This is a genomic window from Paenibacillus chartarius, assembly GCF_042432825.1.
In the GTDB taxonomy this organism is placed as follows: Bacteria; Bacillota; Bacilli; order Paenibacillales; family NBRC-103111; genus Gordoniibacillus; species Gordoniibacillus chartarius.
This window is the reverse complement of sequence record NZ_JBHLWN010000012.1, coordinates 62,724-83,687: the sequence shown is the minus strand read 5'-3', so window position 1 is coordinate 83,687 and position 20,964 is coordinate 62,724. Positions and strand designations below refer to the sequence as shown.

The window sequence follows — 20,964 nt, the reverse complement described above, 5'->3', positions numbered from 1 at the left end:
ATCCTCCGCGAATAACGCCTCTACGTATCACTTTACCCATGACTTATGTAGAACTGATGTAGATGCAAAGATGCCGTGCAGAAACAACAAAAGGGCGACCCGAATCAGTCCCCTTTTCCTCTATAGTATTCATCAGCCGGTTCTTTTTTATAAAGGGGTTCCATCCAGCGAAGCCACCCTCGACGGCCTGCGTATACAACCACCAGAAAGAACATGTAAATGAACAGCGTCCGTAGCATAACGGGCCAGTTTGAATCCAACTGACTCCCCATGACGGCAAACATAACCATGACCGGTACTTTCCCGACCGCAGTGGCCATAATAAAACTTCCAAAGGACATTCGGAAGAGTGCCGCACCGATATTGACGATTACCGCGGGGACGAATGGTAACAAGCGAGCCAGTATGACCGCAAAGAACGCATTACGCTCCAGAAGGAAGATAAAACGTTCTGTTCCTTTCACTGAAGCCATGAGCTGGCGGCCTCGTTCCTGAAAAATCAACCGAACCGCCCAAAAGGTCAAGGCTGCCGCGGCGGTTGAACTGGCCACATTGATCAAACTGCCCCAGATCGGCCCATACGCGGCCCCGATAATTCCGGCTACAATCCCAAAAGGAACGACCGGAATCATCGCAAGAAGGATGGCAGCCCCGATCATCCATGGAAGACGCTCCATGCCTCCAAGAGAGAGCCATGAAAGTAGAGAGTCCTTGAAGGTCATGACGGCGGCAATCACGACCCCATAAAGAAGAACAACCAATCCTTTTTTAATCATGTTTCCATTCCGTTCTCCAAAGGAAAGCTGCGCGCAAGCCCATTTATTTGATCCCCACAACTAGGAGCGATTCTGAAGGCCCAACAAATCCTGCCGGCCCTTCGAATGTCTGCAGCGCACGAATAATTTCCATATGCATCTGCTTGCGTTCTTCCTCACTGAGCCGTTTAATGATCTCGCCCAGCGGACCGGCGGATACCTCTTCTCGCCCACGTCGGCTAAACTCCACAGCCGAAGCATAGCGGTGAACATGCGGGATAGCCTGTACCGTTACATCCCGGAAGCCCACCGTCTGAAAGGCTTCTGCCAGTAAGTCGGGGTTACCAAGTGAGAACACGCCTGGTTTTTTGCCGCCTTCCATAATGGGGATGCCTGCATATCGTGAAATGATAGTCATCGGCAGGGACAAGGTCGGGTTGTTATCCGGACTCGACCATACGAGTGCCGCGAATTTACCGCCTGTTTTCAACACCTCTCGGATACCCGTCAAGGCCTGCTCCAGCTCCGGAACAAACATCAAACCGTGACGGGATATAGCCGCATCAAAGGTGTCTGTCGGCAAATCTACATGCTGGGCATCCATGACATGCGTTTGAATATTTGTGAGCGACTCTTGTTTCGCGATCTCGGCAAGGACCTGGAGCATGGTTGCCGAGATATCGGTAGCAACCACATTTCCCGCCGGACCGATCATCCGGGCGGCCTTGAACGTCTGGTCCCCGGTCCCCGCCGCTATGTCCAGAAGCTGCGTTCCTTCCCTAACGCCAGCTTCCCGCAGCATAAGCTCCGTCGCTTCCCCAAGAAGCCTTTCTCGATCGGCTCTGCTTCGATTCCAAGCCGCTACTTGCTCTGCGGTTTCCCATGATTTTGATGTTTCTTCATTTTGATCGGACGCCACGATAGTACCTCTCCTTATGAATGCTCCTAACATTCGGATTAAGGCAACCCCTCTTTAGTCACGGACACAAATAGCAGCCTGCGCGAGACTTGCCTATAAGTTCTTAGCCTACAAGGAGTTTGCTTATTTCATTCAAGTTCTCGGCAAAACCGACAAACACCTTGTCTTTAATGACGATGGTCGGTACGACCTGCTTTCCTGTCAGCTCCAGAACTTCTTTCGCATATTCGATATTTTCTTCACAATTGTAGTCAACATAGGGAACTTGATGCTCATTGAAATAGCGCTTGGCAAAGTGGCAGTCGCTGCAGGTCGGGATCGAGTAAATTTTGATTGGTTCTTTCGAATCGATTTTCGGTATGGAAGTTCGCTCCTTTACGCGACGATTTGTTTCAACTGCTCCATCGTGATCCGATCCACGAATTTGCTGAACTTCTCTTTTCCTTTTGCTTGTTGCTTGTAGAAATCAATAAGCGTAGATACAACAGGAACAAGTCGTTCCTCTGATATGCCGGAGACAAGCAGCCGACCCGTCGCAGCTTTGATGCCTTTAGGTTCTCCTCCAACGTAAATATCGAATGTATCCCGCATTTTGACGACAGCGATATCTTTCAGCAGCGGTTCACTTGTGCCCAGCGCACAGCCTGCGTAGCCAATCTTCAGCGGCGTGGGCGTCGCGATGCCAGCGATCGCCCGATTCAAGATGCGAGCCGTCTCCAGACCGGCTTCTTCCGCACCTTTGCAGAAGTTGCAGGCGATCAGGCTCTTGGTCGCAAATCCGGCCGGATATACTTCCAGACCGGCACGCTCCAGTTCTTCCTGGATGGCTTCTCGCTCATCAAGAGGCACTTCCACGTAAAGCTGCTTGAACGAGGTCATTTCAATTTTGGCGTCTGAACCGACAACCGTACCGATCTTGGCAAGTTGATCCGGCGTAAATAGGCTTCCCCCGACTTGAATCACAGGCGATACCGCCAGTTTCGTCTTATCTCCCATGATCATTCTCCTCTTCGATCCGTTATTTCACATTGACGACGAAGGGGACGGTGAACACCTCGCCATTGTGCTGAAATTGTCCCCAAATTTTGAACGTGCCGCTTTGCGGAAAAGAAGTCGCGAATTTCGCATCCGGCCCGGTTGCTTTCTCATCGATCGGATGAACATGAAGATACTGATTTGCGTCTTCCGAAAGAATCACGACATGGCCAACCGCGCCCAAATAAGGCTGCAGATTATTGATCCCCTTCTTCGTCTTTGCGTCGCGAATGTTGAAGGTCAACGTCACGTCTTCTTTCGGTTTGGTGGCGCTCATAGAGAGCTCAATTTCCTTGCCATCGACTTCTTTCACAGGATTTGCGTCAGCTGCAATCGCGGCATGCTTGCCTTCTTTGCCTTCCACCTTCACCCACTCGCTGAGCGTTGTATTGGTCCCGCCAGTCGGAATAAAATCCGCAAACACTTTGTACTCGCCGCCAGCCGGGAACGACGTATTCACCGTAAATGTGCCGTCTCCCTTAAACTCGGGGTGAATGTGGTTAAAGAACGATAAATCGTGATTGACGATAATGAGATGAAGCAATTTCTCGTGATTGACATCATATTTATTGACCAGTTTCCCGTCCTTATCCTTCACTTGAATGGTCAATTCTGTTTCTTCATTTGCTTTTGCGGCACCTGCGGGGAAGGCAAATGATGCTTGAAGATTCTCCGCAGCAGGCTTCGCATCTGCGCCATGGCCGCCGTGGCCGCCTCCATGATCCATCTCTCCCGCCTCCTTTTTCTCGTTTCCTGCAGGCTTCTCGGCGTTCTCTTGCCCGCTGATGGCTCCATGACCGGCATGATTATTTCCGCCTGCGGGTTTCTTATCCCCTGCTTTGCCGCATGCGGCCAATATGCTTAACGCAAGTACCGCCGCAGCGACGAGGATGATTTTCTTCTTCATGGTTTATATCAACTCCACTTCATTACAAGTTCGATGCAGAGCGTACTTTGACACGCTGCAGCCGCAAGGCGTTAAGGACGACGGACACGGAACTGAGCGCCATCGCCGCGCCCGCAACCCAAGGGGCCAGCAGTCCAATCGCGGCAATCGGAATGCCGAGGGTGTTGTAGCCGAGCGCCCAGAAGAGGTTTTGGCGGATGTTACTCATCGTCTTGCGGCTCATGTAGATCGCATCCGGAATGCTCGTCAGATCGCCGCGCATCAGGGTGACGTCGGCGGCCTCCATGGCCACGTCCGTACCGGTACCGATCGCCATGCCGATATCTGCCATCGCCAGCGCGGGGGCGTCATTGATACCGTCGCCGACCATCGCCACTTTCTTACCCTGCGCTTGCAGCTTCTTCACTTCTTCCGCTTTGCCTTCTGGAAGCACTTCGGCGCGAACATGATCGATGCCGACTTGCCCCGCAATCGCCCGTGCGGTGCGTTCGTTGTCTCCCGTGATCATGATCACCTCTATGCCCATTTCTTTCAGCCGCGTTACAGCCTCTTTCGATGTTTCTTTAATCGTATCGGCCACCGCGACGAGACCCGCATACGCTCCGTCAACCGCGATCAACATCGCCGTTTTTCCATCTTCTTCAAGCTGCGTCATCCGATCAAGCGCCTGTTCAACCGAAACGTCATATTTCGCCATCAGCTTGCGCGTACCGGCCAGAACCTCTTTGCCTTCAACGACGGCACGAATACCAAACCCTGGAATCGCCTCAAACTGTTCCGTTGCCGGAAGCTCGATGCCTTTAGCCCGGATTCCGGCAACGATCGCTTCCGCAAGCGGATGCTCGGAATCCTTCTCGGCAGCGCCAACTAAGCGAAGAAAAGCATGTTCGTCTATATTTGCAGCGGCAACATCCGTAAGTTCCGGTTTCCCCTTCGTTACGGTGCCGGTTTTGTCGAGAATGATCGCATCGATTTTGTGCGTGGATTCCAGATGCTCGCCGCCTTTGAACAGCACGCCAAGCTCCGCGGCGCGGCCGGAGCCCGCCATAATCGATGTCGGTGTAGCGAGCCCCAGTGCGCAAGGGCAGGCGATGACCAGGATCGCAATCCCTTTCTCCAGCGCATTTGCGAAATCGCCGGGTGTCACCCAGAAGTACCAAACCAGAAATGCGGCAACCGCAATCCCTACGACGATCGGCACGAAGATTCCGGAAATGACATCCGCTACCCGTTGAATCGGCGCTTTCGAGCCTTGCGCTTCTTCCACGACCTTAATGATTTGGGCAAGCGCGGTTTCCTTGCCGACTTTGATCGCTTTCAATCTCAATCTGCCGTTTTTGTTGACGGTAGCACCGATCACGCTGTCTCCGGCTTTTTTCTCGACCGGGATGCTTTCGCCGGTCAGCATCGATTCATCGACCGACGAACTTCCTTCCAGCACTTCCCCATCCACCGGGATCTTCTCCCCCGGTTTCACCACCACGATATCGCCGACGAGTACGTCTTCGACCGGAATCGTCATTTCCTGCCCGTCCCGAACAACGAGAGCCGTTTTCGCCTGAAGGCCCATCAACGTCTTGATCGCTTCGGATGTACGGCCTTTAGCCAGCGACTCGAACAGCTTCCCGAGAATAACGAGAGTGATGAGGACCGCGCTCGTTTCGTAGTACATCGATGGACCGTGATGCGCCATGCTGCCCATTGAGGCCCATTCAATTGTTAAGTATAAGCTGTAAAAGTATGCAGCTGACGTTCCGAGCGAGACGAGTACGTCCATATTGGCGCTCTTATTCCGCAGCGCTTTGAACGCGCCCACATAGAACTGTTTGCCAATGTAAAATTGAACTGGTGTAGCCAACGCCAATTGAAACCACGGATTCATGAAGAGTTCAGGCATCCAGATCCAGGATAAGAACGAGAAGTGGCTGACCATGGACCAGAGCAGCGGCAGCGAAAGAACGGCGGAGATGAGCAGTTTGCGCTTTTGTTGTGAAATGGCTTTCTCGCGATGCTCCGAAGTATTGGCTTCGTCTTGCTTCGGTATCGCTTTATAGCCCAGCTTTTCCACGCGTTGCTGCATATCGGAGATAGATACATCGGCCGCGTTGTACTCGACCCGAGCGGTTTCCATCGCGAAGTTAACGGAAGCGTTCGTGACGCCGGGCAATTTGCCAAGGCCTTTCTCAATCTTATTCGCGCAAGCCGCGCAGGTCATGCCTTCCAGTTTGAAATCAACGACTTCTTTTGCCGTACCGTAGCCGAGTTTCTGAATGCTTTGTTCCATTTGCGCGACATTTACTTTTTTCGGATCGTACGTAACCGTCGCCCGTTCCAGGGCAAAGTTCACGTTCGCTTCCGTCACACCTTCGAGTTTATTGAGTCCCTTCTCAATCCGGTTTGCGCAAGCGGCGCATGTCATACCGGTTAATTGCAGGGACGTTTGCTCCGTTTCCAGCCTGGCTGCATCCATCACGAACACCTCGTTTCTTTTCCGATTCGTTACACTACGTCGTATCCTTGTTCTTCAATAGCTTCCTTAATGGCAGTTATCGTCAGTTGGCTTTCATCGTACGCTACAGCTACCGTTCCTCCCGAGAGATCGACTTTGCCGCTTGCCCCGATTGTTTTCAAAGCCCCTTCAATCGAATTGACACAGTGTCCGCAAGACATACCTTCAACTTTCAACGTTACATTTTTCATGGATTCATTTCTCCTTTGACTGTTTATTGGTTTTTATTTCATCAGCTTTTGAATGGTCTGCAGCAGCTCATCTACGACTTCGGCATCGCCTTGTTGGATACGCTCCACCACACACTCTTTAAGGTGTCCTGTTAAAAGAACTTTTCGCACGCCGTTTAGTGCAGCTTGGATGGCGGCGATCTGATTTAACACCTGATCGCAATAAGTATCTTTATCAATGAGGCCTTTCACACCGCGAATTTGCCCTTCAATACGATTTAGGCGAACGGTCAGGTCCGACTTTACGGCAAGTGAATGGTGACTTCTTCGGCCATCTTCGGACGAACAGCATGCTTCTTCAGCCTTCACTTCCATAACGTCCATCGTCAGCACCTCCTTGATTCGTAGTATACCCCCCTACACTATATGTGTCAACGCTTATTTTACATTACCCCCCAACCCTATTTTTGAATCCAAACAAAAGGGATTCTCACGAATCCCAGGCCATTCCTTATTTCATAAGCTTATTAATGGTGACTAGGAGCTCGTCGATCACTTCGTTCTCTCCATCTTGAATACGTTCGATCACACAACTCTTCATATGATGCTCCAAAAGAAGTTTTCCTACACCGTTCAATGCGGACTGGACCGATGAAATTTGATTTAGCACATCATCGCAGTAAGTATCCTTCTCAATCAAACCTTTAAGCCCCCGAACCTGACCTTCGATTCTGTTGAGGCGGCTTATCAAATTGTTTTTCGTCTTTTCAGAATGGTGACTTTGCCGCCCGTTCGTGCAGCATGAATCGTGGGTAGGCGTCTGGGCATCATCTTGCGTAAGTTGCTCCATCCAAATCACTCCTTTCTCTCACTATTGTACCATAGTCCCCCTACCCTATACAAAGAAAACATAAAACGACCCAGCCGAAGCTGAATCGTCATCGTCAAATTCTTATTGCTTCGGTTTCCGTAAGAAAAGCAGCGCAATGAACGCGCCTGCGAGTGCGGCTATTGCCGCGCCGATAAACGCCGCATGGAAGCCGGTATTCAGTGCGGCAATTTGCTCTGTCCCTTGCTCAAGCTGCCCGCCTGTCCAGGAGGCTGCCACCGCAGACATGATGGCAAGACCAATCGCAGAACCGATCTGATAGCTTGTATTGGCGATCCCTGATGCGAGGCCCGTTTCTTCTGGCTTCGCCCCTGACATCGAAGCAATAGTGCCGGGGATGAAGGCAAGCGCCATTCCCAGTGCGCCAAGCAAAGATGCCGGAAGCACATTGGCCACAAAGTTCCCGTTGATCGGCGTATAGCCAGCTAACAGGAACAGAGAGCCTGCCAGAACAAGAAGCCCGATAACCAGAATGCTTTTAAAACCAAATCGTCCGACTAAACGCCCCGTTAATCCGATCATGACAACCATGACGAGAACCGTCATCGGGACAAGAGCTACGCCGCCAGCAAATGCTGAGAACCGTAATACTTGCTGCAAATACAAATTCAAGAAAAACCATAACGGAATCCACGCACCCGCCAGCAGGCCAAAAGCAATGTTGCCGACAAGTAAGTTCGGCACGGCAAATATGCCAAGCGGTATAAGGGGCTCTCTCTTTACTTTTTGAATCACAAAGAATACGAATAACAGCAATGCGGCAATGAGAAGCAAGGTAATCGTCTGAACTGATCCCCAGCCAACTTGCTCCGCCGTAACAATAGCATAAACAGCGAGCACAAGCGCCGCTGTGATCGCCAGCGCGCCGATAACATCAACACTCCCCTTCTGACGAACTCCGGCTGGAAGAACCCTCATGCTATAAATCAATGCGAATATCCCTACCGGGATATTGATGAGGAATGTCCAGTTCCAGCTGAGCCACTCGGTAATGACACCGCCAAGAAACACCCCCGCAGTACCACCAGCTGCCGCTGAGGCTCCCCAAAAACCGAGCGCCTTATTCAGTTCTTTCGGGTTATGACTGAATAAAATCATCACAATCGTCAGCGCGGCTGGCAAAATGAACGCCGATCCTAGCCCCTGCAGGGCTCTACCGGTATTCATTGCTGCCTCCGACCAGGCAAGACCGGCCAGCAAAGACGCCATGGAAAGAATGAGAAAGCCCAGCATAAACATTCTTCGCTGGCCAAACAGATCAGATAGGCGTCCGCCAAGGAGCATAAGGCCCCCCAGGAATATAACATATGCGTTGAATATCCACTGCAGGTTATCTTGAGAATAGCCGAGCGCTTCCTTTATAGCCGGAAGCGCCACCCCGATAATGGATGTATCCATAATCACCATGAATTGTGCGAGACAAAGCAAAAATAAGGCTCTCCATCTTCGTGCATCCGGCGCTGCAATTACATTTGCTTGCGTTGACATTTTGATTTCCTCCTTGCTGAAATTTTGAATTGGTTTGGTCAGTGCACTGACCACCTTCGATAAAATAGTATAGCCCCCTACCCTATTTGTCAAGAAGATTTTGTCAGCAAATTTTGTTCACGCAAATTGAAAAAAGACAGCCCCTAAGTTGGAGTTGCCCCTTCGCAATTATAAATGGCTCCGGTGTACGAAAGTATAAAGAACTAAACCTTTCTCTGCGAACTCCTTCCGTTCTTCAAAAGTTCTACACAGGCTTCGGCTATGATTGATCTATGGGAAGTTCAGTTACAGAAAGGAATGAATAAGCTATGAAGCTATGTTGGAGGCTCAAAAGTATAATGGCAATCGGAGCTTTATCTGTTATATTGGCCGGTTGTTCAGGTTCGATTGGTGGAATGAGCGGAATGGATCATTCGAAAATGAACATGGAGGGAATCAAGGAAACTCCCGAAACGCCAAATGCTCAAACGGAAAAGTCCGTTGTGTTAACGGGAAAAGAATTTATTTTGACTGCCACCCAGAGCAATCAGGAAATAGCCCCTGGAAAAACGTTGCCGGTTTGGACGTTCAACAATTCCGTTCCCGGCCCGCAAATTCGGGTTAAACAAGGAGATACGATAAAGGTCAATCTTAAAAATCAGTTGCCCGAGCCAGTCACAATTCACTGGCACGGCGTTCCTGTACCCAACGCCATGGACGGCATTCCGGGCGTAACACAAAATGCCGTTCAACCAGGCCAGTCGTTTACGTACGAGTTTAAAGCAGATGTCCCTGGCACTTACTGGTACCACTCACATCAGGATAGTGTAAATCAGTTGGATCGCGGATTGTATGGGGCATTCATCGTTGAACCGAAAGAAGGCACCGACGTTGACCGTGATTATACACTTGTCCTCGATGAATGGATGAGCTCCGGGGAAATGTCCGGCATGAATATGTCCGGAGGTAACATGTCGGAAATGGATCATAGCAAAATGAATATGGGCAGTTCGGATGGCAAAGACAATAAATCCAGCATGAACATGTCTGGCAATATGTCCGGCATGGATCACAGTACGATGAATATGGGGAACGAAAACAAAGCGTCGACCAATACCGATAATAGTTCCATGAATATGGGACACGATATGAGCATGTACGATCTGTATACCATAAATGGAAAATCCGGTTCGCTGGTAGATCAGCTCCCTGTTAAGGAAGGAGATAAAGTTCGAATCCGTTTGATCAATGCGGGCTTTCTGTCTCATCAAATTCATTTGCACGGACATGAATTCAAAGTTATTGCTACCGACGGACAACCTATAAACAATCCAGGTATCCTGAAAGATAATGTCGTAAGTATTGCTCCAGGAGAACGTTACGATATTGAATTTGTCGCCAGCAATCCGGGCCAATGGTTGATCGAGGACCACGGCGACAAAGCTGCTGTTAAAGGGATGAAAGCCACGATTGCTTATGAAGGAGCTCCCGCCGGTTCCGACAAAGCGAATGAAGCAGAGAAGCTGACGGCTGTCGATATGAGCCGTTACGGCCAAGCAGGCAAAGCCAACTTTACGTTAGATCAGAAGTATACGTTGGAATACACGATGAATTTGAATACCGAAATGAAAAACGGCGAAATGGTCTACACCATAAACGGAAAAACGTTTCCGGAAACCGAACCGATAAACGTCAAAAAAGGAGATACCGTCAAGGTTCGCCTTGTCAATAACTCGAAAACTGACGACCATCCGATGCACCTGCACGGTCACTTCTTTCAAGTGCTAAGCAAGAACGGGAAACCGCTTGAAGGATCTCCAATCATAAAGGATACGTTGAATTTGAAGCCGGGCGAAGAATACGTTGTCGTATTCGAAGCAGATAATGAAGGGAACTGGATGTTCCATTGTCATGATCTGCATCATGCTTCTGCCGGCATGGTAACGGAGCTGAAATATACAGACTATAAGACAAATTTTGTTGCAGACCCGAATGCAGGGAATAAACCGGAATAATGACCAGGGGATGGCTTCAAGCCATCCCCTGATTCCCATTCTCTGCATCGTCTTTTGAAGCAACGGGCGATTGCTTGTTCTGTCCATTTGCTCCCTCATACTCCCTCACCCGCCGGTAAAACGTCGGTTTTTTCATACCGATACTTCGCATAGCCTCGGTTGCCGTGATATGTCCTGCTTTCCATTCCCGGTACGTCCGGATAAACTTATCGTCAATCTCCTGCCTTGGCCTCCCGAACGTTACGCCATCCGCTCGGGCAACTTCGATTCCTTCCGCCTGCCGCTGCCGGTTCTTTTTCCGTTCCTGCTCGGCCACATATGCCAGCAGGCTTAAAAACTGGTCCTCCATGACTTTGCCGAAATCACCCATTTGTTTGAACTTTCGGGAATCGAACAGTGTTTCGTTATCCAGACATATGATATCTGCGCCGATCTCTCGCGTAATGGCTTTCCATTCGGCAATTATGCCGTCGTAATCTCGGCCCAGCCGATCCAGCGCATCTAGGTAAACCAGGTCGCCCTCTCTAATCATCAGACGCATTGCCTGATAGCGCGGCCGCTCAAAATCCTTACCGCTCTGCTTGTCGACAAATATGTATCTTTCATCAACGCCCAGCTCCCGGAACTTTACGAGCTGCCGTTCCGGATTTTGGTCTTTTGCCGATACCCGTCCATAAGCCAGCTTCAAGTCCCCCACTCTCCCCTAATTGCGTCTCAAAATGTAGTTGATTGAAACGAAACGTTCCTAAAGTGATTTTAATACATTTTGATACGTATAAACAGAGCAAAAAAATATGTATCAAAAAGCATGCTTTAAGGGACACATATCCTCAGTCTTGTGCACGTTACTAACCTTGGCTGTTTCTCACTCAACAGCATTAGTGAACAGGTAAGTGAGTTCCCTGAAAGGCATATGTTAAGATGAAAGCACCTTTTTGATACTTTTAAATTGTGTCTAGTCAACGGTGACTTTCCAACCACCTTCATGCTCTAAAGCTTTTGACCACGTGAATAGCCTGTTCAAGCAATCACAGTTTACCGATAGTATCTTGACCTTTATTAGGTTCACTCATGTCTACTGATATTCTTTCTATCCTGATCACGAAGATGTCCGACAAAAATTTGATCAGGATCTTCCGGAATATATTTGCGTTTTGATGCTCGTTCAAATTCATCGACCATCTTTGCAAATTCGCTTACATTCGGCTCAAGACCAAAAATACGCTTCATGTCTCTATAGTGGCGAAAAAAAACAACCTTCGCTTGTTGATCAGGATAGCCAATCGCTGCAACTCCGAAATAACGCCTTGTGCGTAATGTTTATACATCATGCGTCGGTTTGTCGTCTGGGAAATAATAAGCTGACTCCTCTCGATTTTGAGTTCCCGTACATTCTAATCATCGTTAAACGTAAAGTCAGCAGAGGACCGTAATTCGGAATAATAATTACTTTATTATTTTGTAAAGTTTCGTTCAAATTTCGTTAAAATTTCCTGTGCTTTTTTCTGGCCAAGTTCTCTTATTAAAACTCCATACAATCCTTGAAGTATTGCTCGGAGTTTATCATTTTCGGTTTTTATATCTTCATAATCCTTTGCTCGCTTTTTGTAATGATCTCTTTGATTTGTTGCTTCAGTGAGTTGTTTCTGAGTATTAGATAATTCCTTCCTAAGTTTTTCAATTAATTGAATCCCATCACTATCAGAGAGCCTCTTTTTCGTCATATGTGTTTGTTTACTTGGTGTTGTTCGCCCTTCATCAATCCATAAACGAAGCTTCTCAGCCCAATCAGGATAATTGTGATACAGTGATGTCGTTGTTATATTAACAGTCTTACAAAAGCTCGTTATTGTTATCTTCCGGTTTTTGAGACTTGTGATATTCTCCCATTCTTGCTCAATTCTTTGCCTTGTATCTTTGCCTGAAATTATTCTTTTCGGCATGTGTTTAATCCTCGCTTGTTTTAATAACTTCATCCAATAGTTCGGTACAATGCCGATATATGAAATGTCTAGAAATTCCGCTTCTTTTCGATAATTGATAGACAGATATCGGTACACGATCCTTGACCATCTGATTAAACTCTTGTATTATTATTTTCTTTTTGCTTTCTATAATGTCTATATTATAAGACTCAATTTTTTCAACCCAATGAAAAAAAGCTCTCGAACTGTCTTTATAAAATATATCCCTTGAAACGTTGCAAAAATTTGCGAACTCAACAACAGTTACTGGTTCGTTCGATGAAGTGATTTCATTCCATTTCGTTAACAACATCTCTTCCATTGCTTTTATTCTCTCGACTCTTTTCGAGTTAGTCCTATTTAAGTCATCCAAACGTTTCTTAGAATCTTTAAACGTAGTATTGAATAGGGTTAGGCCAATTTTAATGATTTTGCAAAAATCTTCAACAGCCACGAACTTACCGCTATTTTCTATGTATAGAAGCTCTTTCTCGATTCGTTCGAGTATTTCTTGGTTTCTTTGTTGCTTTGCCAGTTCCCGTTCTTTCAAATTTCGCTCTTTCTGTTCTCTTAAGATTCTCTGATCATTATTCTTTTTAATATTGCGTACAGATTCATTCCATGTGGCTAATTCTTCAACCAAATCTTTTGGAAAAATGGTATAGAAATCATTCCTATGAACATTTAATCTTTGTGCCAAAACAGTTATCTGGAGTTCTACATGTTGTTCCTTAGCAATAGCTAATTCTTGATAGGCTTGATTCACTTTTTCCTTCTTTTCTAAAGCAACTTGTTTTTCTTTATAAAGAGCGAGAGCCTTATAAATCTCAGGGAACGATATTCTCAAATTTCTTTTTGAAATGTGGGCTCTATCCAGAAATTCATCCAGGTTAATATGGTCATTGTTTGCTCTCATGTTATTATATATTTCATAAACTTTTGAAGTAACTTTATCTTTGAATTGTTTTCCTTTTGCTGAAGGCGGTATGCCCGTGGAATCCTTTGATTTATTTTTGCGCTTCTTTGTCCTAACTTCAATTTCGGCGTCAGTTCTATAAATATCTTTTCCAAATTCTTGTTCTGGTGTACTCTTTCCAAATAATACATTTGCAATACCGTCATAATAGTCCTTCATAAGCAATACATTTTTTAGCCCCCTACTCCCCGGAGCCTCACTTTGCCATAGCTTTGTTTGTTCTTCTAGAAACTTGGTATCATCGTTAATTGCCTCTATCGCACGAGGTGTAATTAACGCGCTAGTGCATGGTTCAGGAGCAGTAACTTCTCTGTTATGAAGACATTTTCTTGGATTTGGACATGGCCCTTTGTGCATCGGCCTAGTACAAAATCCATATCTTGTTGGCTGTACATACATTCCCATAGATTTTATATGCGCTTGATCTATATCCGCCATCCCGCCAACAAATACTGATCGATTTTCTAATAGCGGCTTTGAAATGCCTAATAACTTTCCTTCAGCAAGGGCATTATCAAGTTCAATGAGATGCCTTTCTTCCCCGTGAACATATACACCGGTTTGCTTATTTAGGACTTTGAGATTCCTGTGGTTCAAGTAGTTTGTAACATCTCCGAATCCACCGCCCCCCCTATATACGAATGATGCCAAGGTGTGCCGAGTCTGGTGAGGTCTCAAATAGTAATATTCTCCTTCGTATTTAATATTGAACCTATGTATAAATCCCTCCCTAACGACTTCCCCTTCTTCACTTTCCCGTCCATTAAGCCATGCTCTGAAAGCTTTAGAGGATATATTCCGAATTCCTTCCTCTAATGCTGCTGCTTTTGAATCTGTAAGGAATAGATGATTTTTGCCACTCCTGCGATAAAATTCTTCAGTTACAGTTTGTGCAGCCTCAATGGCTTCCCGAACTATATCTGCCATTTCTAAAGGAACATATTTTTCTTGCTCGCCTTGATGCGATTTACTCTCTATGTATTTGATCCATACCCCCGGTTCTTCATTATTTGTTGAGTCACGTAATGGATCGCGATCTAACAACAAAACTTGTGATATTCGAAGAGGTGTGCAGAGAAGTATTTTTAGAACTTGTAAATACAGTAATTCAGTAATTCTTGTTCGTTTACTAGGAGGCGCGTTTTTCCACTTTTCCCAGAGCTCTTGGTGATAGGTTCCTATAGCCTTGAAAAATTGATCTATGACGTCAATCGGAATAACTTGCGTCTTGTCCTCAAGAAGATCTTTTTCACGCTTTAATTTGACGATGTGATCTGGCCTAAATGTAATTGGCAACTTGTATTGTTTTCTAATCCATTTTCCAAAATTGCCTATATGTCTTGCAGTTAAATAAGCAGTCTGGTTTGGATATCTTTCATTAAGATAATCTGCGAAGCCTTCTGCAACTCTTTGATCTAAATTTATCAGCTGTTTTAGTTGTGGGTAATTACATATGAAGTACTCCGATAATTTTCTCAATGAAGTCAGCTGTCCCTGCATCCAACCGATGCTTAAGTCTTGAGCTAACCACCCGTATGACATATATGCTTTTGCAATTGGTTTGAGCCAGTAAACTATTGACTCGAAGCTTAGAAGACTTTCGCCAGGAGTTGCAGCGACAGTATTCCAATTGTGCAATTTCCATATATCATCCTCATACGTAAAGCCTGCTCCGGGGAACGGTTCAATATTACCCTGTTTGAATAAGTCCAGTGGTACTATTTTCAGTATCAAGCAATAACCCCCGCTAGTTTCATCTTTCGTTTGATATTAAGAATATGTCCCTCTAGCATCCCTGCGTGTGCTAATAAGTGCTCGATATCTCGATCATTTTCAGCAGTTGCCACTTTTGATAAGTACAGATCTCTTTCTATTTCGAAATTTTTAAGTTTTGAGACCATCGGAATTAATAGGGGGCAATCTCCGCAATGTATGCCCTTCTCACAGTCACCTTCAACCTCTTTGTCCTCAGTACATGCTCCGTAGATATTAGTGTGGTCTGGATTTCTTTTTAGCACTTCAGCTATTTCTGGGGGACTATCAGCTATCGGATCTACCACCGCAGGATTATACGCTCTGGAAAATCGTAAAGCATATTCCTTTAAAGCGTTTCGAATGTTTCGTGAAAGCTGGGCTTTTCCTTGCCGCACGTAATATATTTTAGTTGTACCTACATCAGCATGTCTAAGAATTAATCGCACTACTTCCTCATCATTAGTAGTTGATGCAAGGTAAGCACCCAATGTCTTCCTTCCATCGGAAAGTCGGATACCCGGACGATCAACGGGGTATTTACTCCAATATTTCTCCAAAAGTTTCCTCAATCGTTTATTTAATTGATTAGAACCCAAGACGTTTTCATCATCAATAAAAAGCCTTTCCGTTCCATGCGTTCGCCTAGCTTCACTTCCATATTCAATCAGTTCTTTAAGAATGGGAGCTGTTTCTTTACTTACCTCTATATAACCTTCTGCTTTATTTGGGGCACAAAGTAAAATCTCAACTGCTTCGCCAATTCGAATATGTTTGACTTCCATGACATTTAATTCTTCCGGTCTTACGGTTTCTTCAAAACAAAGAATAGTAGCCGCAATGGCTAAAAGATCCGGCATACCCTCAAGCGGTATTTTCCCTGTTGCTTTGAATTCTCTCCACGCATTCCATTCTTCATTAATCATTTCTAACAGATTTAATGTTTCATCTTCATTCAAAGCTCTCTTACTGGCTCGGTACATAGCTAACAAATTCGCATCACGAAATCGCCTTCTCATTGCGGCCTCAATTGTCTCAAGATCTTCATATGTAACACCAAATTTGTCTAAGAAGGCTGCCGTTTTAATTGCACTTTTTATGTGTACAAAATATCCCCTTCTTGTTGTAAGTTTTAATTTTCCACTAATATTCGCATTCTGCTCCTCGAGCCATTTCGCAAATCCCCCCCACTCAGTTTCAGTAAGTTTATTGAAATCGAAATCCTGCCGACCTCCCTCTGCAAGATATCTGTACACCCATCTAACACCATATACAAAGACTAGTGCATTATCTGCACCCTTCTCTTCCATCATCAACTGAGCCATCCCCATAATTTTTGATCGCTGGGTTGTGGGAAAGTCAGTCCAATAAATAAATTGCTTGCTCACTTCTCCTGCACTTCCACGTGAATTAGAAGGTATATGGAATACCCAAGTAAGATCATCTGTCTCTACAACATAACCTTTAACACATGTTATTTTTTGTTTTCTAGTCTTTTTCATTATTTGAACGCCCTGCTTTTATCATTCTACCAACTTTAGCTTTGTCTAACGCTTCTCTCCTGGCTGACGGAACTAGATGGGTATACTCTTTTGTAGTATTAATATCACTATGTCCAAGCTGCTCTTGTGCTGTTCGAATATCCGCTCCATACTTTAAAAGATTGGTAGCTGACGTATGCCGGAACATATGCGCATGCAGTTTTTCCATACCAGCTATACCACCTTCCGAAGGGGATTTATTCATTAAGTTCATTAGATGATCAATCGTATTGCGCGTAATACGCGAACCAATTGGATTCTGCCCGTTTCGATGGATACAGAATAAATATTGGTTCCCTAATTTAATTGCTGCAGTAGGACGATATAAGAGAATGTACTCATTTAGCAAATTAGCTAAATCTTTAGATATCACAATTACTCTTTCGCCTGATTTTTGAAGACCTCCTCTAGATTTTGATATACTAACCCTCTCGTACTCTTCCATATCTACTTTTATTGTTATTTTTCTTTCATGAAGGTCTACTTGATCAAGCTTGATGGATACTAACTCCCCCACTCTCACGCCCGTTTCAAGCAATAGTCCTATTATTGCATTATTTCTAGAAAGAATATCTGGCTGATTCTTATACTTTTCATAAAGCCAATTCCAAATATTTGTTACGGTCGTATCCGAAATATTCTTCGGCAATCTATTTTTATGTCTCCTAATTAGTTTCTCTCTCACCGTTGTCAATTCAGCGAGTGTAATCCCCCCCAGAATCCCCTGTCTCTTACTTCGCCCTCTTCTACTATCTTGAAGTAAAGGTTCATCATCAGGCGAGGAAATAAACCATTCCACAAATTGAAGCGTAGTTCTAAAAATCTGATATCTTGTGTAATCTGTAACTTTTTCCTTAATGAACAGACTATCCGTTTCTGTACTTCGTTTCTTCAATGCACTATTGAACCTCATAAGAGTTTCACGAGTAATATCATAAAGGTCAATTTCGTAGATATGAAGAAATTGAAAGAACTTCAATAAATTCCTCGAATATGTTCTTGCTGTTTCTGGGGAACTGGAAGCCATATTTATTTCCACCAACCACTTATTTGGGTAGAACATTGGTAATGGTCCATTAAAGATGCCTAGTACATACTGATCATTCTCTAAGAGCATCCAATCATTCTTTATCCCATTCATCTAGCTTGATTCCCTCTCTAATATATACATGTATATATAGATAATTCTACATTTATCAACAATTCCCTACCTTTTCCCCCATCATTTTTCTGCACCATAAAATAACACTAAGGCTATATACATGTGTATATAGCCTTAGTGTTATCATATCAAGGAAATTGACATCTTTAATCACATTTATTATTCATACCCGGTCTAACAACGGCTATATCCGCAGTTGGAGCAGTTCTTGCAGCCTTCGCTGTTCACCAGCGAGGCGGAGCCGCAGCCTGGGCACAGATCAAGGGAAGTGACCATCGCAGCTTTGCTGCTGTAGCTAGGTGCCGGAGCACTAGGTGGTGCGGCCGGAACCTCGATCACCTCTTGTGTAGCGGTGATGAACGGCTCGGCGCCGGATGTAGCCTGGCGGTACTCCTCGTGCGTCTCGAGCGCCTTGGCGACGGCGTCGGCGATCGATTCGACGCGGTTCGGGCCAAAGCCGATCGCGCCGGAGCCGCCGATACCCTTCAGGTGTTTAACCAGCAGCTTTACCTTATTGCCGTGGTCGCCGTAGCGCAGGAACAGCGAGATGACGCGGCCGAGCGCTTCGGACATCGCGAAGACGTCGGAGCCGGCTTTGCCTACGTTCATAAACAGCTCGCTCGGGGAGCCGTTCAGATCATTGATTGTGATATAGGCAACGCCCAGCGGAGTGTTGTATTTATACGTAGCTCCGCGCAAAATTTGCGGGCGACGCTTATATTCCTTATCGAAATCCTGCTCGGTCTTAGCGTCGATGTTGACGGCCAGCGCCGATGCGATTCCGGTAAGTGCCGCTGTATCCGCAGGAGCTTCAGCAGCAGGTGCGGCAGCTTCCGCCTTCGGCTCTTCCTTCTTATCGGTGCTCAGAACTTGAACGTCGCGGCTGCCGTCGCGGTAGATCGTTACGCCTTTGCAGCCGAGGTCGAACGCGAGCTCGTACAGCCGCTTCGTCTCTTCGACGGTAAAGTCGGACGGGCAGTTCGCTGTCTTCGAGATCGAGCTGTCGACCCAGCGCTGAATCGCCGCTTGCGCACGGATGTGATCTTCCGCGGACAGATCCATTGCCGTTACGAAGTAAGAAGGCAGCTCTTCATTCGGATGCGCGTCCTTCCATTCCTGGGCGATCGGAACATACTGCTTGTCGAAGCCGAGACGGCTTTGGCGATAATATTCGAAGGCAAAATACGGCTCAATCCCCGTCGACGTACCGACCATCGTTCCCGTGGAGCCGGTCGGCGCCTGCGTGATGACGGTAACGTTGCGCATGCCGTGCTTCTTGATCGCTGCGCCGACTTCCGGATACACGCTGAGCATATTTTTCATGAATCCGCTCTGGAAGAACTTGTCGGCTTGGAAATGCTTGAACGAGCCTTTCTCCCCGGCGATTTCGGCGGACGCAAGGTACGCTTCTTTCGCCATGAAGCCGTACAGCTTATCGAGGAACTCCAGCGACTCCGGCGAGCCGTAGCGGATTTCGAGCTTGATCATGAGCTCGGCAAGGCCCATCGTACCGAGGCCGACGCGGCGCTCGCCCTGCTGATTTTCACGGTTCTCGTCAAAATGATACGGCGTCTTGTCAATGACATTGTCGAGGAAGCGCGTCGAGTAGCGGACGGTCTTCGCCAGCTCATCCCACGCCACGTCATGCTTCTCGGCGTCGTAGAACTTCGACAGATTGACGGCGGACAGGTTGCAGACGCCCCACGCCGGCAAGCCTTGCTCGCCGCACGGATTCGTACAGATGATCGGGTTGAAGTACCAGCTGTTGGACATCTGGTTATAGTATTCCATGAAGACGACGCCCGGCTCCGCCGATTTCCACGCGGATTCGATAATCGTATGCCAAATGTCGCGAGCCTTGACGGTGCGGTACGAGATGACCTTCTTGCCGAGCTTCTTCCATGCGTCGAGGTCGCCGTTCCACACGTCGTTATACTCAGGGTCCTGCGTGTCCGGGAAGACAAGCTCCCAATCGAGGTCTTCCTTCACGGCCTTCATGAAGCCGTTGGAGACGCAAACCGACAGGTTCGCGTTCGTAATTTGGCCCATCGTCTGCTTGACGGTAATGAAGTCCACGACATCCGGATGCCAGTCGTTGATCATAAGCATCAGCGCGCCGCGGCGCGAGCCGCCCTGCTCGATCAAGCCGGTCGTGTAGCTGAACAGTCCGCCCCAGGAGACGGCGCCGCTCGACGAACCGTTAACGCCCTTCACGAGCGAACGGCGAGGGCGGAGCGAAGACAAGTTAATACCGACGCCGCCGCCGCGGGACATAATCTCCGTCATTTCGCTCAGCGTCGCCATAATGCCGCCGCGGCTGTCGTGCGGCGACGGAATGACGTAGCAATTAAACAGCGTCAGCTCGTCGCTCGCATCGGCGCCCGCCGCGATCCGGCCGCCCGGAACGAGCTTCCAGTCGTCCAATATGTAGCGGAATTTCTCAGTCCATTCCTGCTGCTTCTCCGGAGTCGCCTCAACCGACGCCATCGCTTTGGCCAGACGGTCCCACATTTCTTCCGGAGTCTTCTCTATATTGAGCGTCAGCTTCTCGACCGTCGTCTCGACCTTGTCGCCGCTGCGCAATTGTACGGTTACGTTACGGCCGTTACGCGCGATGACCTCTCCGACTTCCTTCGCCGGAAATTTCGGGTCATCCTTCGTCAGCGCGAGTACAACGTCGCCTACCTTCGTTTGCGTTGTATCGGCATTCTTCAATGCGTACCGATCCAAGAAAATTTTCTCGCTTAATCCTTCCAAACGCTTGCCCTGCTTCGCTTGCGTCGTCTCCAAACCGCAACGCCTCCTACGACAATGATAGCAACAAATTACTGCGATTCACACTAGATATAGTGTGCGAAATTCATTATACCTCACTAGATGTTGTGTTTCGAGTGGATGAGGGT

17 protein-coding genes are annotated in these 20,964 nt (G+C 47.1%); 1 reads left to right on the top strand and 16 read right to left on the bottom strand.

Annotated features, from left to right (window positions below):
• Positions 1–104: 104 nt before the first annotated feature.
• The 10 genes from ACFFK0_RS01810 to ACFFK0_RS01765 form a co-directional block, all read right to left on the bottom strand.
• Positions 105–776 (bottom strand): TVP38/TMEM64 family protein, encoded by a 672-nt coding sequence (locus tag ACFFK0_RS01810; RefSeq protein ID WP_377468050.1) that lies wholly within the window; start codon positions 774–776, stop codon positions 105–107.
• A 43-nt stretch (positions 777–819) separates the two neighbouring features.
• On the bottom strand, positions 820–1,674 hold the full coding sequence (locus ACFFK0_RS01805; protein WP_377468048.1) for a class I SAM-dependent methyltransferase: 855 nt from the start codon (positions 1,672–1,674) through the stop codon (positions 820–822).
• 103 nt (positions 1,675–1,777) lie between these two features.
• Positions 1,778–2,002 carry a glutaredoxin family protein gene (locus ACFFK0_RS01800; RefSeq protein ID WP_377468094.1) on the bottom strand — a complete coding sequence of 75 codons (225 nt, stop codon included), beginning with the start codon at positions 2,000–2,002 and terminating at the stop codon, positions 1,778–1,780.
• A gap of 47 nt (positions 2,003–2,049) precedes the next feature.
• A complete protein-coding gene (locus ACFFK0_RS01795) occupies positions 2,050–2,670 on the bottom strand; it encodes a nitrite reductase (RefSeq protein WP_377468045.1) in 621 nt (206 codons plus the stop codon).
• 22 nt (positions 2,671–2,692) lie between these two features.
• Positions 2,693–3,616: a DUF8832 domain-containing protein gene (locus ACFFK0_RS01790; protein ID WP_377468043.1), complete on the bottom strand. Its 924-nt coding sequence runs from the start codon at positions 3,614–3,616 to the stop codon at positions 2,693–2,695.
• 22 nt (positions 3,617–3,638) lie between these two features.
• Positions 3,639–6,086: a heavy metal translocating P-type ATPase gene (locus ACFFK0_RS01785; protein ID WP_377468041.1), complete on the bottom strand. Its 2,448-nt coding sequence runs from the start codon at positions 6,084–6,086 to the stop codon at positions 3,639–3,641.
• 29 nt (positions 6,087–6,115) lie between these two features.
• Positions 6,116–6,316, bottom strand: coding sequence for a cation transporter (locus ACFFK0_RS01780; RefSeq protein ID WP_048743986.1), 201 nt, complete (start codon positions 6,314–6,316; stop codon positions 6,116–6,118).
• A 33-nt stretch (positions 6,317–6,349) separates the two neighbouring features.
• On the bottom strand, positions 6,350–6,679 hold the full coding sequence (locus ACFFK0_RS01775) for a metal-sensitive transcriptional regulator (RefSeq protein ID WP_048743983.1): 330 nt from the start codon (positions 6,677–6,679) through the stop codon (positions 6,350–6,352).
• A 127-nt stretch (positions 6,680–6,806) separates the two neighbouring features.
• Positions 6,807–7,145 carry a metal-sensitive transcriptional regulator gene (locus ACFFK0_RS01770; protein WP_048743981.1) on the bottom strand — a complete coding sequence of 113 codons (339 nt, stop codon included), beginning with the start codon at positions 7,143–7,145 and terminating at the stop codon, positions 6,807–6,809.
• Positions 7,146–7,247: 102 nt separating this feature from the next.
• The gene (locus tag ACFFK0_RS01765; RefSeq protein ID WP_377468036.1) at positions 7,248–8,672 is read right to left on the bottom strand and encodes an MFS transporter; all 1,425 of its coding nucleotides are present in this window, start codon (positions 8,670–8,672) and stop codon (positions 7,248–7,250) included.
• A 338-nt stretch (positions 8,673–9,010) separates the two neighbouring features.
• Here ACFFK0_RS01765 and ACFFK0_RS01760 point away from each other — a divergent pair, with 338 nt between their 5' ends.
• Complete coding sequence (locus ACFFK0_RS01760) at positions 9,011–10,666, top strand: multicopper oxidase family protein (protein ID WP_377468034.1); 1,656 nt, start codon at positions 9,011–9,013, stop codon at positions 10,664–10,666.
• A gap of 16 nt (positions 10,667–10,682) precedes the next feature.
• On the opposite strand, the gene ACFFK0_RS01755 is transcribed toward ACFFK0_RS01760, so the two are convergent.
• The 6 genes from ACFFK0_RS01755 to ACFFK0_RS01730 all read right to left on the bottom strand — a co-directional run bounded on the left by ACFFK0_RS01755 (position 10,683) and on the right by ACFFK0_RS01730 (position 20,851).
• The gene (locus ACFFK0_RS01755; RefSeq protein WP_377468032.1) at positions 10,683–11,354 is read right to left on the bottom strand and encodes a recombinase family protein; all 672 of its coding nucleotides are present in this window, start codon (positions 11,352–11,354) and stop codon (positions 10,683–10,685) included.
• Between the two features lie 766 nt (positions 11,355–12,120).
• Positions 12,121–12,609: a hypothetical protein gene (locus ACFFK0_RS01750; protein WP_155615551.1), complete on the bottom strand. Its 489-nt coding sequence runs from the start codon at positions 12,607–12,609 to the stop codon at positions 12,121–12,123.
• 4 nt (positions 12,610–12,613) lie between these two features.
• A complete protein-coding gene (locus ACFFK0_RS01745) occupies positions 12,614–15,340 on the bottom strand; it encodes a hypothetical protein (protein WP_377468030.1) in 2,727 nt (908 codons plus the stop codon).
• Positions 15,337–16,860: a tyrosine-type recombinase/integrase gene (locus tag ACFFK0_RS01740; protein WP_377468028.1), complete on the bottom strand. Its 1,524-nt coding sequence runs from the start codon at positions 16,858–16,860 to the stop codon at positions 15,337–15,339. Before ACFFK0_RS01740 ends, ACFFK0_RS01745 begins: the two co-directional genes overlap by 4 nt.
• Positions 16,847–18,040 (bottom strand): tyrosine-type recombinase/integrase, encoded by a 1,194-nt coding sequence (locus ACFFK0_RS01735; RefSeq protein WP_377468026.1) that lies wholly within the window; start codon positions 18,038–18,040, stop codon positions 16,847–16,849. Before ACFFK0_RS01735 ends, ACFFK0_RS01740 begins: the two co-directional genes overlap by 14 nt.
• Before the next feature lie 195 nt (positions 18,041–18,235).
• Positions 18,236–20,851 (bottom strand): adenosylcobalamin-dependent ribonucleoside-diphosphate reductase, encoded by a 2,616-nt coding sequence (locus tag ACFFK0_RS01730; protein ID WP_377468024.1) that lies wholly within the window; start codon positions 20,849–20,851, stop codon positions 18,236–18,238.
• Between the last annotated feature and the right edge of the window lie 113 nt (positions 20,852–20,964).

Excerpts from the sequence above, each read along its gene's own strand:
- ACFFK0_RS01780 (WP_048743986.1), bottom strand. The coding sequence starts at position 6,316 with ATGAAAAATGTAACGTTGAAAGTTGAAGGTATGTCTTGCGGACACTGT.
- ACFFK0_RS01735 (WP_377468026.1), bottom strand. The coding sequence starts at position 18,040 with ATGAATGGGATAAAGAATGATTGGATGCTCTTAGAGAATGATCAGTAT.
- ACFFK0_RS01750 (WP_155615551.1), bottom strand. The coding sequence starts at position 12,609 with ATGCCGAAAAGAATAATTTCAGGCAAAGATACAAGGCAAAGAATTGAG.
- ACFFK0_RS01740 (WP_377468028.1), bottom strand. The coding sequence starts at position 16,860 with ATGAAAAAGACTAGAAAACAAAAAATAACATGTGTTAAAGGTTATGTT.
- ACFFK0_RS01765 (WP_377468036.1), bottom strand. The coding sequence starts at position 8,672 with ATGTCAACGCAAGCAAATGTAATTGCAGCGCCGGATGCACGAAGATGG.
- ACFFK0_RS01790 (WP_377468043.1), bottom strand. The coding sequence starts at position 3,616 with ATGAAGAAGAAAATCATCCTCGTCGCTGCGGCGGTACTTGCGTTAAGC.
- ACFFK0_RS01795 (WP_377468045.1), bottom strand. The coding sequence starts at position 2,670 with ATGGGAGATAAGACGAAACTGGCGGTATCGCCTGTGATTCAAGTCGGG.
- ACFFK0_RS01785 (WP_377468041.1), bottom strand. The coding sequence starts at position 6,086 with ATGGATGCAGCCAGGCTGGAAACGGAGCAAACGTCCCTGCAATTAACC.
- ACFFK0_RS01770 (WP_048743981.1), bottom strand. The coding sequence starts at position 7,145 with ATGGAGCAACTTACGCAAGATGATGCCCAGACGCCTACCCACGATTCA.
- ACFFK0_RS01810 (WP_377468050.1), bottom strand. The coding sequence starts at position 776 with ATGATTAAAAAAGGATTGGTTGTTCTTCTTTATGGGGTCGTGATTGCC.
- ACFFK0_RS01760 (WP_377468034.1), top strand. The coding sequence starts at position 9,011 with ATGGCAATCGGAGCTTTATCTGTTATATTGGCCGGTTGTTCAGGTTCG.
- ACFFK0_RS01775 (WP_048743983.1), bottom strand. The coding sequence starts at position 6,679 with ATGGACGTTATGGAAGTGAAGGCTGAAGAAGCATGCTGTTCGTCCGAA.